This window comes from Streptosporangium vulgare (assembly GCF_042428775.1).
GTDB lineage: Bacteria > Actinomycetota > Actinomycetes > Streptosporangiales > Streptosporangiaceae > Streptosporangium > Streptosporangium vulgare.
The window spans coordinates 549,918-565,457 of sequence record NZ_JBHMBS010000003.1 but is presented as its reverse complement, the minus strand read 5'-3'; the positions used below and the strand labels follow the sequence as shown (position 1 = coordinate 565,457).

At 70.9% G+C, this 15,540-nt stretch carries 13 protein-coding genes, 1 tRNA gene and 1 pseudogene; 9 read left to right on the top strand and 6 right to left on the bottom strand.

The features are described 5' to 3' along the window. Positions 1-120: 120 nt before the first annotated feature. Positions 121-1,314, top strand: a complete 1,194-nt coding sequence (locus ACFFRH_RS09215; protein ID WP_386155599.1) for an amino acid deaminase/aldolase — start codon at positions 121-123, stop codon at positions 1,312-1,314. A 419-nt stretch (positions 1,315-1,733) separates the two neighbouring features. On the opposite strand, the gene ACFFRH_RS09210 is transcribed toward ACFFRH_RS09215, so the two are convergent. Further along, positions 1,734-2,243: a hypothetical protein gene (locus ACFFRH_RS09210; protein WP_344746209.1), complete on the bottom strand. Its 510-nt coding sequence runs from the start codon at positions 2,241-2,243 to the stop codon at positions 1,734-1,736. A gap of 120 nt (positions 2,244-2,363) precedes the next feature. Then, positions 2,364-2,696, bottom strand: a complete 333-nt coding sequence (locus tag ACFFRH_RS09205) for a DUF3618 domain-containing protein (protein ID WP_344746210.1) — start codon at positions 2,694-2,696, stop codon at positions 2,364-2,366. A gap of 111 nt (positions 2,697-2,807) precedes the next feature. Here ACFFRH_RS09205 and bcp point away from each other — a divergent pair, with 111 nt between their 5' ends. The 8 genes and pseudogenes from bcp to ACFFRH_RS09165 all read left to right on the top strand — a co-directional run bounded on the left by bcp (position 2,808) and on the right by ACFFRH_RS09165 (position 10,721). Beyond that, a complete protein-coding gene (bcp, locus tag ACFFRH_RS09200) occupies positions 2,808-3,272 on the top strand; it encodes a thioredoxin-dependent thiol peroxidase (RefSeq protein ID WP_344746211.1) in 465 nt (154 codons plus the stop codon). Positions 3,273-3,376: 104 nt separating this feature from the next. Further along, a pseudogene (locus ACFFRH_RS09195) lies at positions 3,377-3,778 on the top strand (hypothetical protein); the annotation flags it as partial. Between the two features lie 34 nt (positions 3,779-3,812). Further along, positions 3,813-3,885 (top strand) — tRNA-Leu (locus tag ACFFRH_RS09190). A 691-nt stretch (positions 3,886-4,576) separates the two neighbouring features. Continuing rightward, positions 4,577-5,776 carry a sensor histidine kinase gene (locus ACFFRH_RS09185; protein WP_386155596.1) on the top strand — a complete coding sequence of 400 codons (1,200 nt, stop codon included), beginning with the start codon at positions 4,577-4,579 and terminating at the stop codon, positions 5,774-5,776. A 35-nt stretch (positions 5,777-5,811) separates the two neighbouring features. Beyond that, positions 5,812-6,465, top strand: coding sequence for a response regulator (locus ACFFRH_RS09180; RefSeq protein WP_386155594.1), 654 nt, complete (start codon positions 5,812-5,814; stop codon positions 6,463-6,465). A gap of 9 nt (positions 6,466-6,474) precedes the next feature. Continuing rightward, positions 6,475-7,035, top strand: a complete 561-nt coding sequence (locus ACFFRH_RS09175) for a DUF1707 domain-containing protein (protein ID WP_386155591.1) — start codon at positions 6,475-6,477, stop codon at positions 7,033-7,035. Between the two features lie 397 nt (positions 7,036-7,432). Further along, positions 7,433-8,203 carry an ABC transporter ATP-binding protein gene (locus ACFFRH_RS09170; protein WP_386155589.1) on the top strand — a complete coding sequence of 257 codons (771 nt, stop codon included), beginning with the start codon at positions 7,433-7,435 and terminating at the stop codon, positions 8,201-8,203. 1 nt (position 8,204) lies between these two features. Beyond that, the gene (locus ACFFRH_RS09165) at positions 8,205-10,721 is read left to right on the top strand and encodes an ABC transporter permease (protein ID WP_386155587.1); all 2,517 of its coding nucleotides are present in this window, start codon (positions 8,205-8,207) and stop codon (positions 10,719-10,721) included. Between the two features lie 100 nt (positions 10,722-10,821). Here ACFFRH_RS09165 and ACFFRH_RS09160 read toward each other — a convergent pair whose 3' ends face one another. The 4 genes from ACFFRH_RS09160 to ACFFRH_RS09145 form a co-directional block, all read right to left on the bottom strand. Then, a complete protein-coding gene (locus ACFFRH_RS09160; protein WP_386155585.1) occupies positions 10,822-11,091 on the bottom strand; it encodes an SUKH-4 family immunity protein in 270 nt (89 codons plus the stop codon). Positions 11,092-11,275: 184 nt separating this feature from the next. Further along, a complete protein-coding gene (locus ACFFRH_RS09155; RefSeq protein WP_386155583.1) occupies positions 11,276-12,043 on the bottom strand; it encodes a toxin glutamine deamidase domain-containing protein in 768 nt (255 codons plus the stop codon). A 165-nt stretch (positions 12,044-12,208) separates the two neighbouring features. Then, complete coding sequence (locus tag ACFFRH_RS09150) at positions 12,209-13,387, bottom strand: threonine synthase (RefSeq protein ID WP_386155581.1); 1,179 nt, start codon at positions 13,385-13,387, stop codon at positions 12,209-12,211. A 319-nt stretch (positions 13,388-13,706) separates the two neighbouring features. Continuing rightward, a complete protein-coding gene (locus ACFFRH_RS09145; protein ID WP_386155578.1) occupies positions 13,707-15,398 on the bottom strand; it encodes a molybdopterin-dependent oxidoreductase in 1,692 nt (563 codons plus the stop codon). Positions 15,399-15,540: the final 142 nt, after the last annotated feature.

The window sequence follows — 15,540 nt, the reverse complement described above, 5'->3', positions numbered from 1 at the left end:
CGGGGCGGGGATCAACCACCCACTTACACGATCTTGGACCCCTCCTGGCGGGAGCATTGACCACCCGTCCGACAACATGAATCTTGCTCATATTCGCTGGAGCCGGGTTATCCTGCGGACATGGACGACCGCCAGCGCTACGACCGGGCCACAGCGCACCTGGATCCCCCCTTCGCCGTCCTCGACCTGCCCGCCCTGCACGCCAACGCCGAGGCGATGGCCCGCCGGGCCGGGGGAAAGCCGATCAGGGTCGCCAGCAAGTCCGTCAGGTCCCGCGCCGTGCTCGAACGCATCCTCGCCATGGACGGCTTCACCGGGATCATGGCCTTCACCCTCCCCGAGGCCCTCTGGCTCGTCTCCACCGGGATGCGGGACGTGCTGGTCGCGTACCCCACCGTCGACCGCGCCGCGCTCGCCGAGCTGGCCGCGGGACCGGTCGCGGCACGGGAGATCACGATCATGGTGGACCACAGCGAGCACCTGGACCTCATCGAGTCCGCCGTCTCCGGAGTCCGCGACCGCCACGAGATCCGGCTCTGCCTGGACGTCGACGCGGGCTACCTCGCCTTCGGCGGCCGGTTCAGGGCGGGGGTCCGCCGCTCCCCCGTCCGCGAGGTCGACCAGGCCGCCGACCTGGCCACCGAGATCGCGAAACGGCCCGGATTCCGGCTCGTGGGCCTGATGGCGTACGAGGCGCAGATCGCCGGGGTCGGCGACGACGCCCCGGGCAACCCCGCCCTCATGCGGGCCGTCCGCCTGATGCAGGCCCGCTCCCGGCGCGAGCTGATCACGCGCAGGGGCCGGATCGTCCAGGCCGTCCGCCAGATCACCGACCTGGAGTTCGTCAACGGAGGCGGCACCGGCAGCATCGAGAAGACCACCAGGGAGAGGGCCGTCACCGAGATCGCCGCCGGGTCCGGCTTCTTCCACCCCCGCCTGTTCGACTTCTACCGGGGATTCACCGGCCGGCCCGCCGCCCTGTTCGCCCTGCCCGTCGTACGCCGCCCCGCCCCCGGCGTCGTCACCGTCCTCGGCGGCGGCTACCCCGCCTCCGGCGCCCCCGGTGAGAACCGCCTGCCCCAGCCCTACCTGCCGTGCGGGCTGCGCTACGACGCCGACGAGGGAGCCGGAGAGGTGCAGACCCCCCTCATCGGGCAGGCCGCCGAGGACCTGCGCGCCGGTGACCGGGTTTGGTTCCGGCACGCCAAGGCGGGCGAGCTCTGCGAGCGCTTCGCGAGCCTGCACCTGATCGACGGGGACGAGGTCGTGGACGAGGTCCCCACCTACCGCGGCGAGGGCCGCACCTTCCTCTGACCCCTCTTCCCTCTGCCGCGAAGAGGGTGTCGCACGAGAGCCTGAACGCCTGCTCCCCCTGCCCCTTCTCCCCTCCCTCTGTCCCTTCTCCCCTCTGCCCTCTCCGCTCCTTCCGGCGGACCCGCAGTGGCCCTTTCCCCTCCGGCGGACCCCTGGCGGCCCTTTCCCCTCCGGCGGATCCATGACCGGGAGCGGTGGAACCCAGGCTCCGTCACCGGGGACGGCGGAAACTCCGGCAGGGCGGCGCCCCTTCTCGACCCCGGCACCGCCCGGGACGCGGGAGCGGGTCCGCGCACGCGAAACGGGCACCCGCCGCTACCCCGGCGAGTGCCCGTTCCTGCCACATCTCAGCCTCTCCCCCTCCGGGACGACGGCCCGCGGTGCTCCCGCGCCCGGGGGGACCGGACCTCCGAGGTATCTCAGAAGCCCAGGTCGAGCTCTTCCCACCTGCTGCACTTGTAGGTCGACGAGCTCCGGTACTTGACCTGGCAGGTCTTGACCCGCACCTCGCTGACGTCGTGCGCGGTGACGCGGAAGCGCTTGGTGTCGTCGTAGCTGCACAGCCTGTCGCGCTTGGCGACGTCCCAGTCCTCGTCGCCGGACGAGATGATCTGGACCTCGACGTAGGCGCAACGACCGCCCTGGCGGAGGGTGCGCCCGTCACCGTCGTACAGCTCACCCCGCAGCCTGAACGTGTTGTCCTCCTCGTCGTCGCCCTCGACGGAGTACTCGGCCTCCAGCGTGGCCAGGCCGTTCCTGGACTCCTGCTCGAAGCTGTCGTCGAAGTCGCGCGCCGCCGAGGACGCCGAAGACGCCGAAGACGCCGAAGACACGGACGCTGACGTCGCGGCGAAGGCGGCCGGAGCCACCGTCAGCATGAGACCGGTGGTCGCCACCACCGCGATCGCGGCGCGAATGATGTTTTTCATGGATTTACCCCTCCCTTTCACCTACTGCGATGTTCCGCGCGCAGGAAAAAGGTCACATGAGTAAACCCCTACTCAATTCGGGGCCGCCGACCGGTCATCGGCGACGTTCGAAACCCCCGGTCAGCGACGACGGCGCCGCCACAACACGACCATCGCGCCGAGCGCCAGCACCGTGCCCACCCCGATCAGGATCGGCGCCAGGTCCGGCCGGTCGTCCGCCCACAGTTCCTCGGGCTCGCCTGCGAGCTTGACCGGCTTCGGCCCGGCCACCCCGCCCACCATGTCACCGACCTGGGCGACGAGATGCTCCGCGTTCGCCCTGACCTTCGCCACACCACGTGCCGCGACCCGCTTGGGGCTCACCCGGTCCGCGATGGCGTCCACCGTCTGGGCCAACTCCGCGCGCGTGCGCTCGATCTGCCGCTCCAACTCCGCGGGATCGGTGTCCGCCATGGCTCTCCCTCCCTACTTCTTGACATTGATCAGTCTGTCAGGTCCTACCCGCCCACGACACTTCGGACAGGCCGGTAAGTTGACCGGGGAACCATTCCTCGGAGGAACACCATGAAACTCGAGCCGGGCGACGCCGCCCCGGACTTCACGCTTCCCGCCGCCGACGGCACGACCGTGTCGCTGGAGGCACACCGCGGCAAGCGCGTCATCCTCTACTTCTACCCCGCCGCGATGACCCCGGGCTGCACCAAGCAGGCCTGCGACTTCCGCGACAGCCTCGCCTCGCTGACCTCGGCCGGATTCGCCGTGCTCGGCGTCTCGAAGGACAGCCCGGCCAAGCTCGCCAAGTTCGTCGAGCACGACGCCCTGACCTTCCCGCTCCTGTCCGACCCCTCCCTTGAGGTCCACAAGGCCTACGACGCGTACGGGGAGAAGACGATGTACGGCAAGACGACCGTCGGGGTCATCCGCTCCACCTTCGTCATCGACGCCGACGGCAAGATCGAGAAGGCTCTCTACAACGTGAAGGCGACCGGCCACGTGGCCCGCCTCCGCCGCGAACTCGGCCTCGACTAAAACCCGTTTCTCGCCATTTAATACGACGTGCGCATGCCCCAGGAATTGTCAGTCCCATTACCTAGACTTGGGGCGTGCCCACCAAATACAAATACACCCCCGAAATGCTCGCGGAGGCCGCGGCCAACTCCCGCAGCATCGCCGACGTCCTACGCCGCCTCGTCATCACCATCGCGGGCGGCAACCACGCCCATATCAGCCGCCAGCTGAAGCGCTTCGGAATCGACACGTCGCACTTTCGCAGGACCTCCCCCAACAGAGGGAAGCCCTCACCGCGACGCAGTCGTCCGGAACAGGTTCTCGCCGTACGACCGGAGGGCAGCCCGCGTCCGAACCCCGGGCAGCTCAGACGCATCTTGATCGAGATCGGGATGCCGTATCGCTGCGCGGGATGTAGGATCGAGGGCGCCTGGCAAGGCCAGCCATTGACACTGCACGTTGACCACATCAATGGCGACTGGCTGGACAACAGAAAAGAAAACCTGCGATTCCTCTGCCCTAATTGCCATTCACAAACAGAGAGTTTCGCAGGAAAGAATAGGGGTCGTAGCCCAACGGTAGAGGCAACGATTTTAGGTGTCGTACAGAGCGGGTTCGAATCCCGTCGACCCCACAAAACAATTCAGAGTCGCCCAGTCGAAATAAAGTCGATAGACACCAGCGTAACAATATCGGTCCAGGATTCGTTCTTCATAGAATATCGCCGGAGCGAAAAACGCTTCGCGTCGAGATCCGCGGTCATACGCAGGGCGATTCAGCTGATGCGCGAGTCCGTCCTCGCGGAGGACCGCGCCGCCGCGTCGGGTGACGCGGCCGAGAGCGGTGACGCGGATTCGCCTGGCCGCGCCGCGCGGGCCGGCTCCGGCGAGTCGCCCGCGCAGGGTCCGGTCTCGTCCGGGATGGCGCGATGTCCGCCGCCGAACGGGAGAACCTCCGCGGATCGACTCTGGTGATCGAGCGAGATCACCGGAACATCCGGGTGGGCGGGGCAGCGGCTATCCGCCGTGGCGGCGGTCGTCCGGCATCGCGGGCCATCCGGCGCGTTACGGGGAAGCGGTGCGGGAAAACGTCAGGTCGCGCGGCCCGTTCCCGTGGCCGCGCGACCCGGCGTCGTTGTGATTGATCACCACAAACTATCTCCCTTTACTCACCCCAGAGGGCGCTCCCGAAAACAATGGTGCCCCAGAGACCGTAAAGGCTGTGTAAGCCGTACCGAATGTCCGGCCGGTGTGCGACCTGAGTCGTACACCGGGTTCCACCTTGAGGGGGAAGGTCGCTGATCTGCGCATCCGTATCGTGGTGATGTGTTCGGCAGACTACGCGCCTGGAGCGGGCGCCATCCCAGGATCACGGACGCCCTGTGGCTGACTCCGTTCCTGCTGGTCTCTCTGCTCAACGTCTGGACCGTCGGGGTGGTCGACCTGGTGGCCTGGGGGGCGGCGAAACTCGGGGTATGGGGGTTCGCGGGGCTGTCGCTGCTGCTGTTCGTACCGCTGTTCTGGCTGCGCGAGCGTCCCGTCGTGGTCTTCGCGGTCATCTCGCTGACCTCTTTCGTCCAGTGGCTCGCCGGGGTGCCGACCCTGTTCTTCAACGTCTCGGTGCTGGTCGCCATGTACGGCGTGGCGTCACGACGCCCGCTGCGCTGGGCGGTCGGGGCGGGGCTGGTGGTGGAGCTGGGGTTGTTCCTGGTGTTCGGTCGGGTGCCCCAGGGGCTTGACCTGCGCGCCTTCGCCACGGCCTCGGCGTTCGCGATCGCGATCTGGACGGCGGGGATCTACGCGAACACCCGCCGCCGTTACCTGGAGGGGCTGGAGGAGCGGGCCGAGCGGGCCGAGCGGGAGCGCGACCAGCAGGCCAGGCTGGCGGCCGCGGCGGAGCGGGCCCGGATCGCCCGTGAGCTGCACGACGTGGTCGCGCACAACGTGAGTGTGATCATCGTTCAGGCCGACGGGGCGGGGTACGCGATCGACAGCGATCCCGAGCAGGCGCGCAGGGCGATGCAGGCGGTCTCGGCCACGGGCCGCAGGGCGCTGGCGGAGATGCGGCGGATGGTGGGCGTGTTGCGGGCCGACGGCGTCCAGGAGGAGTACGCTCCGCAGCCGAGCCTGTCGCAGCTGGACGGTCTGGTGGCGCAGGTGCGGGAGTCGGGGTTGCCGGTGGAGCTGCGGGTGTCCGGTGTTTCCCGGGAGCTTCCCGAGGGGGAGCAGCTGACGGTCTATCGGATCGTGCAGGAGGCCCTCACCAACACCCTCAAGCATGGCGGCCCGGACAGCAGGGCCACGGTCGAGATGGAGTACGGCGTGCGGGAGTTGCTCTTGCGGGTGACCGACGACGGTCGCGGTGCCGCGACTCCGGAGCGCGAGGGCGGGCACGGCCTGGTCGGCATGCGGGAGCGGGTGGCGCTGTTCGGCGGGAGCGTGGAGGCACGGCCCGTTCCGGGCGGCGGGTTCCAGGTGGTGGCGCGGTTGCCGATCGGCGACGCCGGGACGGGGCGGGCGGCTTGACGGAGCGGGTAGCGGATGACCAGGTGATCCGGGTGATGCTGGTCGACGATCAGGAGTTGCTGCGCACCGGTTTCCGGATGGTTCTCAGCGCCCATCCCGGGATCGAGGTCGTCGCGGAGGCGGGCAACGGGGCGGCGGCGGTGGAGGCGGTGCGGACGGTCGCCGTCGACGTGGTGCTGATGGACGTGCGGATGCCGGTCATGGACGGGGTGGAGGCGACGCGGCTGATCCGTTCGGTGGCCGGTGGGCCTCGGGTGCTGATCCTGACCACGTTCGATCTGGACGAGTACGCGTTCGCGGCGTTGAAGGCGGGTGCGTCGGGGTTCCTGCTGAAGGATGTGCCTCCGGCCGATCTGGTGAGCGCGATCCAGTCGGTGCACAGCGGCGACGCGGTGGTGGCGCCGAGCACGACGCGGCGGTTGCTGGAGCGTTTCGCGGTGCATCTTCCCTCCGCGGGGGCGGCCGAGCCCGCCGTGCTGACCGGGTTGACCGCGCGGGAGCGGGAGGTGCTGGTGCTGGTGGCGAGGGGGTTGTCGAACACGGAGATCGCCGGTCGGCTGGAGCTGGCGGAGGCGACGGTCAAGACGCACCTGGGCCGGATACTGGCCAAGCTGAGCCTCAGAGATCGAGCTCAGGTCGTCGTGTACGCGTATGAGTCAGGGATCGTAACTCCGCATTCGGCCGACTAACATGATCTTATGACGCACCCTGACGGTCAGCTTCGCGCGTCGCACGCCGACCGGGACGTGGTTATCGAGCAGTTGCGCGTGGCCGCCGGAGAGGGGCGGATCACCCTGGAGGAGCTGGAGGAGCGGATCGAGCGGACGCAGGTCGCCAGGACGTACGACGACCTGAGGGCCCTCACCGCCGACCTGCCACAGGGCAAGGGGGCGCTCGTCGCCCCGGGCGGCGGGGGCGGGGTGCTGGAGCTGCGGACGAAGCACGGGCAGGTGCAGCAGAAGGACTACTGGGTGGTGCCCGCGCGCATCGTGGCGAGTTGCACCTCGGGCAGCGTGAAAATCGACTTCACCGAGGCCGTGTGCTCGCACCGTGAGGTGCTGCTGGAGGCGACCTGCGGGATGGGCAACATCGTGGTGATCGTGCCGCGCGGGTGGACCGTGTGGGTCGACTCGCTGACGACGAGCATGGGCACGATCAGCAACAAGGCCACCGACCCGGGCCATCCGGACGCGCCGGTGCTGCGCGTCACCGGCAAGGTCGGCATGGGCAGCCTCAAGATCAAATACCCGCGAAAGTAGCGCCGGGCGAGAGCGGGCGCCGACGAGGAGACCTCCGGAGACGAAACCCCGATCTCCTCCGGCCCCCGGTCCTCCTGTCCCCTGGCGCACCTCAGCCCCGGCCCCGGCCCTCCTGTCCCCTCGCGCACCTCAGCCCCCAGCCCTTTGGTCCCCTCGACCGCACCCGGTCGGCTCGACCTCTGGCCGCCCTCGACCGCCTCGCCCCCCTCGCCCCTCTCGGCCGCCTCGGCCGCCTCGGCCGAACGGCCGAGGCCGCGCTACGACGGAGGTCGTGCCCGTCCTTCTCCAGACCCCCTCCGTCGCACCACAAGTCAGACTTAATGCCTGATGAATCCCTCTTTCCCCATCAATAACGTTTGGTCCGTCATAACGCCATACGTTGTTGAGGAGAGCTGCCGTGACCATCACCGGAGAGGTCGGCGCGTGGGACGCGCGGGGAAGCGCGGTGCCGGCCGTGACGGCCAAAGGGCTCACCAAGGTGTACGGCCGGGGGGACACCGCCGTGCACGCGCTGCGAGGGGTGGACGTCTCCTTCTCGACGGGCGCCTTCACCGCGATCATGGGTCCCTCGGGGTCGGGGAAGTCCACGTTGATGCACTGCCTGGCCGGGCTGGACACGGTGAGCGGCGGGCAGGTGCGCGTCGGGGACGTGGAGCTGACCGGGCTCAACGACAAGCAGCTCACCATGCTCCGTCGCGAGCGGATCGGCTTCGTCTTCCAGGCGTTCAACCTGCTGCCGACGTTGACGGCCGAGCAGAACATCCGGCTCCCGCTGGAGATCTCCGGGCGGCTCGCCGACCCCGCGCTGTTCGACCTGGTCGTGGAGACCGTGGGCCTGCGTGACCGGCTGGGTCACCGGCCCTCGGAGCTGTCGGGCGGCCAGCAGCAGCGCGTCGCGGTCGCCCGCGCCCTGATCAGCAGGCCGCAGGTCATCTTCGCCGACGAGCCCACCGGCAACCTGGACTCACGCAGCGGCGCCGAGGTGCTGTCCTTCCTGCGGACGTCGGTACGCGAGCTCGACCAGACGATCGTGATGGTCACCCACGACCCGGTGGCGGCCTCGTACGCCGACCGCGTGGTCTTCCTCCGCGACGGCCTGCTGGTCAGCGAGCTGGCCGGGCCGACGCCGCAGTCGGTGCTGGACACGCTGATGAAGCTGGAGGCGTGAGGTGCTGAGGACGACACTGGCCGGGTTGCGGGCGCACCGGCTGCGACTGGTGCTGACGTCGCTGGCGATCGCGCTGGGGGTGGGCTTCATCGCGGGGACGTTCGTGCTGACCGACACCATCGACGCGGGCTTCACCGAGAAGTTCTCGGCGGCGGCCGACAGGATCGACGTCGCCGTGATCCCCCGGCCCGAGGGGAACGGCGACGAGACGCCGGTCGCCTCCGAGGCGACCCTGGAGAAGATACGCGCCGTGGACGGCGTGGCCAACGCCCAGGGGCTGGTGCGGGGCACGTCCGCCCTGCTCGGCAAGGACGGCAAGGCCGCCGGCGACTTTCCCACCGCGGGGATCTCCCTGCCCGAGGGCGACCTGAACCGAACCTCGATCGTGAGCGGCGCGGCCCCGAGGAGCGCGACGCAGGCCGTGCTCGACGAGAGCACCGCCAGGACCAGGGGCTTCAGGCTCGGTGACGTCATCGCGGTGCTCGACGCGAAGAACGTCCGGCACGAGTTCACGCTGGTGGGCGTGTTCGACATCGGCCTGGACCAGGAACTCGGATACTTCGGCGCGGTCGGCTACACCACGGACACGGCCAAGGAGATGACCGGGCAGAAGGGCTACCGGGAGATCGACGTCGCCGCCGTCGAGGGCGTCACCCAGGAGGCCCTGCGCGGCTCGGTCGCCGCGGCGGTGGGCGCGGGTCACGAGGTCAAGACCGGTGAGCGGTACGCGGCGGACCTGGCCAGGTCCAACGGCGCCAACAGCGACTTCCTGATGCTGGGCCTGCTGCTGTTCGGGGTGGTGGCGATGTTCGTGGCCGCGCTGGTCATCTACAACACCTTCAACATCCTGGTGGCCCAGCGGACCCGCGAGATGGCACTGCTGCGGTGCATCGGGGCGACGCGCGGGCAGGTCTTCGGGTCGATCGTGCTGGAGTCCGCCGTGGTCGGCCTGCTGTCGTCGGTGTTCGGCCTGCTGCTCGGCTACGGCCTGGGGGCGGGAGCGCTCACCGTGCTGGCGGCGTTCGACGCGCCGCTGCCCTCGGCCGCCGCGACCACCCTGACGCCGCGCACCATCGTCCTGGGTCTGGTCATCGGCCTCACGGTCACGGTCGTCGCGGCGCTGCTGCCCGCGCGGGCGGCGACGCGGGTGGCGCCGATCGCGGCGCTGCGCTCGCAGACCGAGGAGCAGACCTTCAGGACCGGCCTGGTACGGATGATCTTCGCGGGGCTGTTCATGGTCGTGGGCGTGGGCGCCTCGGTGGCCGGGATGTCCATGAAGCCCGGAGAGACCGCCCTCGTGGTGGTCATGGCCGGTTGCTCGTTCGTCTTCCTCGCGGTGCTCGTCCTCGGACCGGTGATCGTCAGGCCGCTGTCCGCCTTCGCGGGGTGGGTGCCCGCCAGGCTCTTCGGCGTGCCCGGCAGGCTCGCCGTGGACAACTCCCGGCGCAACCCGAAGCGGTCGGCGACCACCACCGTGGCGCTCACCGTGGGCGTGACCCTGATGACGGTCATCTCCGTCGTCACCGGCACCGTGCGGGTGACGTACACCCAGCAGCTCGACGAGCAGTTCCCCTTCGACTACGTGGTGCAGACCCAGGAGCGCGACTCGGGCCTGCCCCGCGCGATCGCCGAGGAGCTGCGGACCAGGCCCGAGCTGGCCTCGGTGATCGCCTTCCGCGAGACCACCGCGCGGCTCGCGACCGGGACCGCGAGGTACGACGTGGGAACCTTCACCCCGACGCCGGGCTTCGCCCCGCCGCTCGACGCGGGCTCGCTCGACCGGCTCGGGCCGGGCACCGCGCTCGTCGCCGAACGCGTCGCCGAACGGCTCAAGATCGGGGTCGGTGACCGGATCACCGTGCGGACGGCGAAGGCGGGCGCGGTCGAGCTGACGGTCGTGGGCATCTCCGACATCGACGCGAGCCTCGCCGCCGTGACGGTGCCCGAGCGGGAGTTCGACCGCTACTTCGGCGAGGTCGGCGACAGCCGAGTGATGATCAAGCACAGGGACGGCGTGGACCCGGACCGGGCGCTCGCGGCGGTCGAGGCGGCGACGGAGCCGTACCCGACGGCGAAGGTCGCCAGCTCGACGACGATTCGGGGCGAGTTCGACGAGGCGCTCGACATGATGCTGATGATCATCACGGGGCTGCTCGGCCTGGCGGTGCTCATCTCCCTGCTGGGCATCGCCAACACGCTCTCCCTGTCGGTCCACGAGCGCACCCGCGAGTCCGCGCTGCTGCGGGCGCTCGGCCTGACCCGGCCCCAGCTGCGGCGGATGCTCTCGGTCGAGGCGCTGGTCCTGGGCCTCATCGGCGCGTTGGTCGGCGTGGTGCTGGGCATCGCGTTCGGCTGGGCCGCCGCGCAGACGATGACCGACAACGTCATCTTCCAGCTGCCGGTGCCGCAGATCCTGTCGTTCGTGGCCCTGTCCGGCCTGGCCGGGGTGCTCGCCGCGGTCCTCCCCGCCCGGCGCGCGGCCCGCGCCTCGGTCGTGGGCGCCCTCGCGAGCGGCTGACCCCGGCCGGGCCGAGCGGGACCGGGAGAGCCGAGCACGGCCGGACCGTGGCGAACCGGGAGGGCTGAGCACGGCCGACGGGGGTGGCCGGGACGTCTCGCTATCGGGGGCGGCGTCCCGGCCACTGCTCGGCCACGGTCTCGGGGTTGAGCAGCGGCCGGATGACGATCTCGCCGGTGGTCCTGTCGATGACCACGCACCCGGACCCGACGGTGTCGGGCAGCACGCTGGGATCGTCGGACTCGGGCTCGTTCGACCAGGCGACATAGCCCTCGTTGAAGGCGTAGATCCTGATCTCGACGGCGGAGCCGGGGCCGCGGACCCCGTTGAAGTACTCCTCGGCCACCGCCCTCGCCTGGTCCGGGTTCACGCTGTCCTCCTCGTCGCGGGGAAACGGCCACGGGAATCCGCCCTCGTCCCGGGGAAACGGCCGCGGGGACCCGCCCCCGTCTCGGGGAAACGGCCACGGGAACCCGTCTCCGCGAGGGAAACCGCGGGGAGAGCCGCGAGGGAAAGCCCCGGGGAAGCCGTCGGAGCCGAAGATGGAAGAGGCATCACAGCCGCCGCCCCTCCCTGTCGATCACGACGCAGAACACGCCGGTCACCGACTCGTACGGCGGCTCCACCGCCATGTGGCCCCGCTGCGCGTCGATCCAGATCACCTCGCCGTCGAAGTTCACCGCGTTCCAGGCGTGGCTGCCCCCGGCCGGCCAGCGGTTGATGATGACCGAGGAGGAACCGTGCCCCCCGGCCAGCAGCGCCTGCGCGATCGGGAGGTAGGAGTGGCGGCCCTGCCCCACGTACTGGAAGCGCTGCCCCAGCCACCGTTCCGCCCTGGCCACTCCTCCGGCCTCCCCGCTGAGCAGCGGCTTGCCCACCCGGTCGTACTCGGGCCTGCGCGGGGCGGCCACCGCAGGAGAGCCGTACCAGGTGGAGAGCACCGACAGGGCGCAGTCGATCGCGTTGGTCGCCCGGAACGGGTCGTCGGCCGGGCCGGTCCCGTTGATCAGCCTGATCCACATGCCGCGCGGATCGGGGAAGCGGCGCGGGGTGCCCTGCTCGGTGAGGGGGACGGCGCGCAGCATGTCCTCCTCGGTCTGCGGGTCGGGCCTGGCCAGCCCGCCCGCCACCCCGTACGGCCTGCACTGGTCCAGCCGCGCCGGCCCCCAGCGCATCCGCTCCCGCTCCCGCTCCCGCTCCCGCTCGCGCGGCGCCGGTGCCACGACCGGCACCTGGACCTCCAGCTCGAAGTCCCGCCAGCGCTGCCCGTCCACCGTCACCACGGGGTTGTAGACCCCCGAGGCCAGACTCCACTCGTTCACGGCTCCCCCGTCACCATCCCCTGGGAGCCAGATAGTAGGGCGGCCCTCTCCGCGACACCGAGGAGTTGACCATTTAAAAGCCCGGTGACCGCCCTGCGATGGGGCGGCGGAGAAGCGTGGCCGCCACCTGGGCACCCGCAGCCGAGGGGTCCCGGCCGTGCCGGCTCAGGACATGAGGTCGTCCACCGTCAGGTCCTCCACGGCCGGGTACCGCCGCGAGCCGACCCCGATGTCCTTGAACCCGCTGGAGGTCGCGACGCAGACCACCGGCCCGTCGAAGTCACGCCGCAGCTTCCGGTACGCCGCCAGCCCCGCGACCCCCGCCAACTCCTGCCACAGCCCTTCGCGGGCGAGGTCGCGCTGCGCGGCCCGCAGCTCCTCGTCGGTCACCAGCACCGCCTCGCCACCGCTGTCGCGCACGGCCACCACGCCCCGGTGCCCGCCGACCGGCCCGGCGATGGAGTACGCGTCGCTGGGTCCCGGCTCGACGATCGCGGCGGGCGCGCCGGTGGCCAGCGCCCGCGCGTGGGGCCCGCCCGCCGCCGGCTCGCAGGAGAAGATCCGCGGTGTCCGTCCGGCCACGCCGAGCAGCCGCAGCTCCACGAAGCCCTTCCACACCCCGTACAGCAGCTCGGCGTAGCTCGTGGGCGCGAACACCGCCGCCGGCACCTCACCGAGCTGCAGGAACAGCTCGTACGCGATCGTCTTGTAGCCCTCGGGCCCGAACGGGTGGCCGGTGTGCGTCACGGTCTGGTTGCTGACCGGGTGGTAGCCGAGCCGGTCCACGATCTCCCGCAGCAGCGGCCAGCGCTTCTCCGTCGGCACGGACATGACCGTGGCGCCGTACGCGCGGGTGAACGCCTGCACGGCCGGCGGCGAGTCGGCCGAGGTCAGCACGATGGCCCGCAGCCCGGCGCGGGCGGCGTACGCGGCGGCCGAGGCGCCGTGGTTGCCGGACGACGCCACGACCACGCCGGGCGCCCCGCAGGCGACGGCGGCGCTGACGGTGACGCGGTTGAGCCGGTCCTTGTGCGACCAGGTGGGGTTGCTCGACTCGTCCTTGACGTAGACGTCGCCGACCTTCAGCAGCGGCGTCCCGCCCTCCCCGAGCGTGGGCGCGTCCAGCGGCGGCAGCAACGGCGACCACCGCGCGATGTCCGGCCCCGGCTCCTGACCGAACAGGCTCCCGTCCACCCGCGCGTAGTCGTAGACGACCTCCAGCGGGTAGGCGATCTCGCTCGTGCTCGTCAGGGGACAACCACGGGTCAGCGGCGGGAACAGCGGGAACTCGGCCGAGGCGTCACCGAGCGAACGCTGGCGAAGAGCGAGTGAGGAACCGTTCACATGGACGGATCCTACTGATCACTCCTGCGTACCTGGGGACAGCCCGTACACTGCCCCACAGCTTCCGGCGCTTCTTCGCTTCGGTCCCGCATGCGCGGGGTTGGCCCCATCTGCCCTATCGAGGACCTGCCTGACCTGTAGTCGGCCTCGCATACGCGGGGGTGATCCCCGCTTGAGCCACCAGCGGTACGTGGTGCCGTCGTCCATCCCGCACGCGCGGGGGTGATCCCATCTTCCACGTGATGTCCTGCCGCAGCCCCACGTCCGCCCGCAAACGCGGGGGATATGAGTCCACCTACCAACGGGATCACCGACCGGTTCAGGCGACCTCGACGGTGATGGTGTGCCAGCCGGTGGCGCCGTCGGGGGCGATGGGGGCGCGGTCGCCGGTCTGGGTGTAGCCGGTGGCGTCGGTGGCGCGGACCTCGATGGTGTGGCTGCCGGGGGTGGCGTCCCAGTCGTCGAGGACCCACTGGCGCCAGGTGTCGGCGGTGGGGGCCTCGGCGAGGCGGGCCTGGCGCCACTGGCCCTGGTCGACGCGGACCTCGACCGCGTCGACGCCCTTGTGCTGGGCCCAGGCGACGCCCGCGACGACGGTCTTGCCCGCCGGGACGGTCGAGCCGTCCCTGGGCAGGTCGATGCGCGACTCGGTCTTGATCGGCCCCTTGGCGGACCAGCCCCTGGGGGTCCAGTAGGCCTCGTCCCGGTCGAAGCGGGTGACCTTGATGTCGGTGACCCACTTGGTGGCCGAGACGTAGCCGTAGAGGCCGGGGACGACCTGGCGGACCGGGAAGCCGTGGTCGACGGGGAGCGGCCGGCCGTTCATGCCGAAGGCGAGCAGGGCGTCGCGGCCGTCCATGACGACGTCGACCGGGGTCCCGGCGGTCCAGCCGTCGGCGGAGGTGCTGAGCAGCATGTCCGCGTCCTTCTGAACTCCCGCGTCGCGCAGCACCCCGGCCAGGCTCACGCCCAGCCAGCGGGCGTTGCCGATGTAGGGGCCGCCGACCTCGTTGGAGACGCAGCAGAGCGTGACGTCGGCCTCGACCACGGCGCGTTTCATCAGGTCGGCGAAGGTGAGCTCCACGGGCCTGTCGACCATGCCGTGGATCGTGAGGGTCCAGTCTCGCGGGTCGACCTGGGGGACCACCAGGGCGGTGTCGACCCGGTAGAAGTCGTTGTCGGGGGTGACGAACGGCGACAGGCCCTTGATCCTGAGGTCGACCCCGGCGGGCAGCGCGGCGAGGGGTTTCGCGGGCCGGGGCAGCAGGACGGCGCCGCGCGCCACGCTCACCTCGGCCTGCCCCGAGAGCGCGCGCCCGGCCAGTCCCGCGATCCCGGCGAGGGCCACGCCGCCGACCGCCCCGGTCAGCAGGCCCCGGCGGTCGAAGGCGCGCAGGTCGTTCCCGGCCCGCATGACGGGCGGCGTCGACGGATCATGACGCTCCCCGGCGCCCGGCAGGGGCTCGGGCGAGGTCTCCGGCAGCGGCGCCGCCCCGGTGACGTGCGCGGCCCCCGCCGCGCCCACGGCACCGGGCACACCTCCGTGCGAGACGGCCGGGTCGTCGGCGGGTACGAGGGATCGGCGGACGAGCCATCGCAGGGCGAGCATGGCGACGCCGACCCCGGCCAGCGTCGGGACGACGTCCGTGAGCCCGGAGCCGGGGCGGGTCAGCACGGCGACGACGCCGACGAGGCCGAACCCGGCCAGGCCCGCCAGCCCGTACCGGAGGTCGCGGACGGCGGCCCTTCCCAGCGCCGCGGCGACCGCGGCCAGGATCAGCAGGATCCCGGCGAGCAACACGGTCTTGTCGCTCTCACCGAAGGTGCGGATCGCCCATTCCTTCAGCGGTGCCGGGGTGAGGTCGACGACGGCGTTGCCGACCGCGACGACCGGGAAGGCGGCGGGGTTCACCAGGCCCGCGACGAGGAGCGACACCGCCACCGCGACCGCGCCGGACACCAGGCCGATCAGCGCCGAGGCCCACAAGGGCACGCGCCTGTTGCTCTGCATGCCTCCGACGCTACGCCCATCCGGGACCGCAGGTTCTTACGCCCCGATTACGGGACACCGGCCGGACGCCCGCTCCAGCCAGGAAACCGGCCGGGGCGGTCAGACCAGCGCTCCGTCCAGGGAACAGGCCGGGGTGGTCAGA

Excerpts from the sequence above, each read along its gene's own strand:
- ACFFRH_RS09215 (WP_386155599.1), top strand. The coding sequence starts at position 121 with ATGGACGACCGCCAGCGCTACGACCGGGCCACAGCGCACCTGGATCCC.
- ACFFRH_RS09210 (WP_344746209.1), bottom strand. The coding sequence starts at position 2,243 with ATGAAAAACATCATTCGCGCCGCGATCGCGGTGGTGGCGACCACCGGT.
- ACFFRH_RS09205 (WP_344746210.1), bottom strand. The coding sequence starts at position 2,696 with ATGGCGGACACCGATCCCGCGGAGTTGGAGCGGCAGATCGAGCGCACG.
- bcp (WP_344746211.1), top strand. The coding sequence starts at position 2,808 with ATGAAACTCGAGCCGGGCGACGCCGCCCCGGACTTCACGCTTCCCGCC.
- ACFFRH_RS09180 (WP_386155594.1), top strand. The coding sequence starts at position 5,812 with ATGCTGGTCGACGATCAGGAGTTGCTGCGCACCGGTTTCCGGATGGTT.
- ACFFRH_RS09175 (WP_386155591.1), top strand. The coding sequence starts at position 6,475 with ATGACGCACCCTGACGGTCAGCTTCGCGCGTCGCACGCCGACCGGGAC.
- ACFFRH_RS09145 (WP_386155578.1), bottom strand. The coding sequence starts at position 15,398 with ATGCAGAGCAACAGGCGCGTGCCCTTGTGGGCCTCGGCGCTGATCGGC.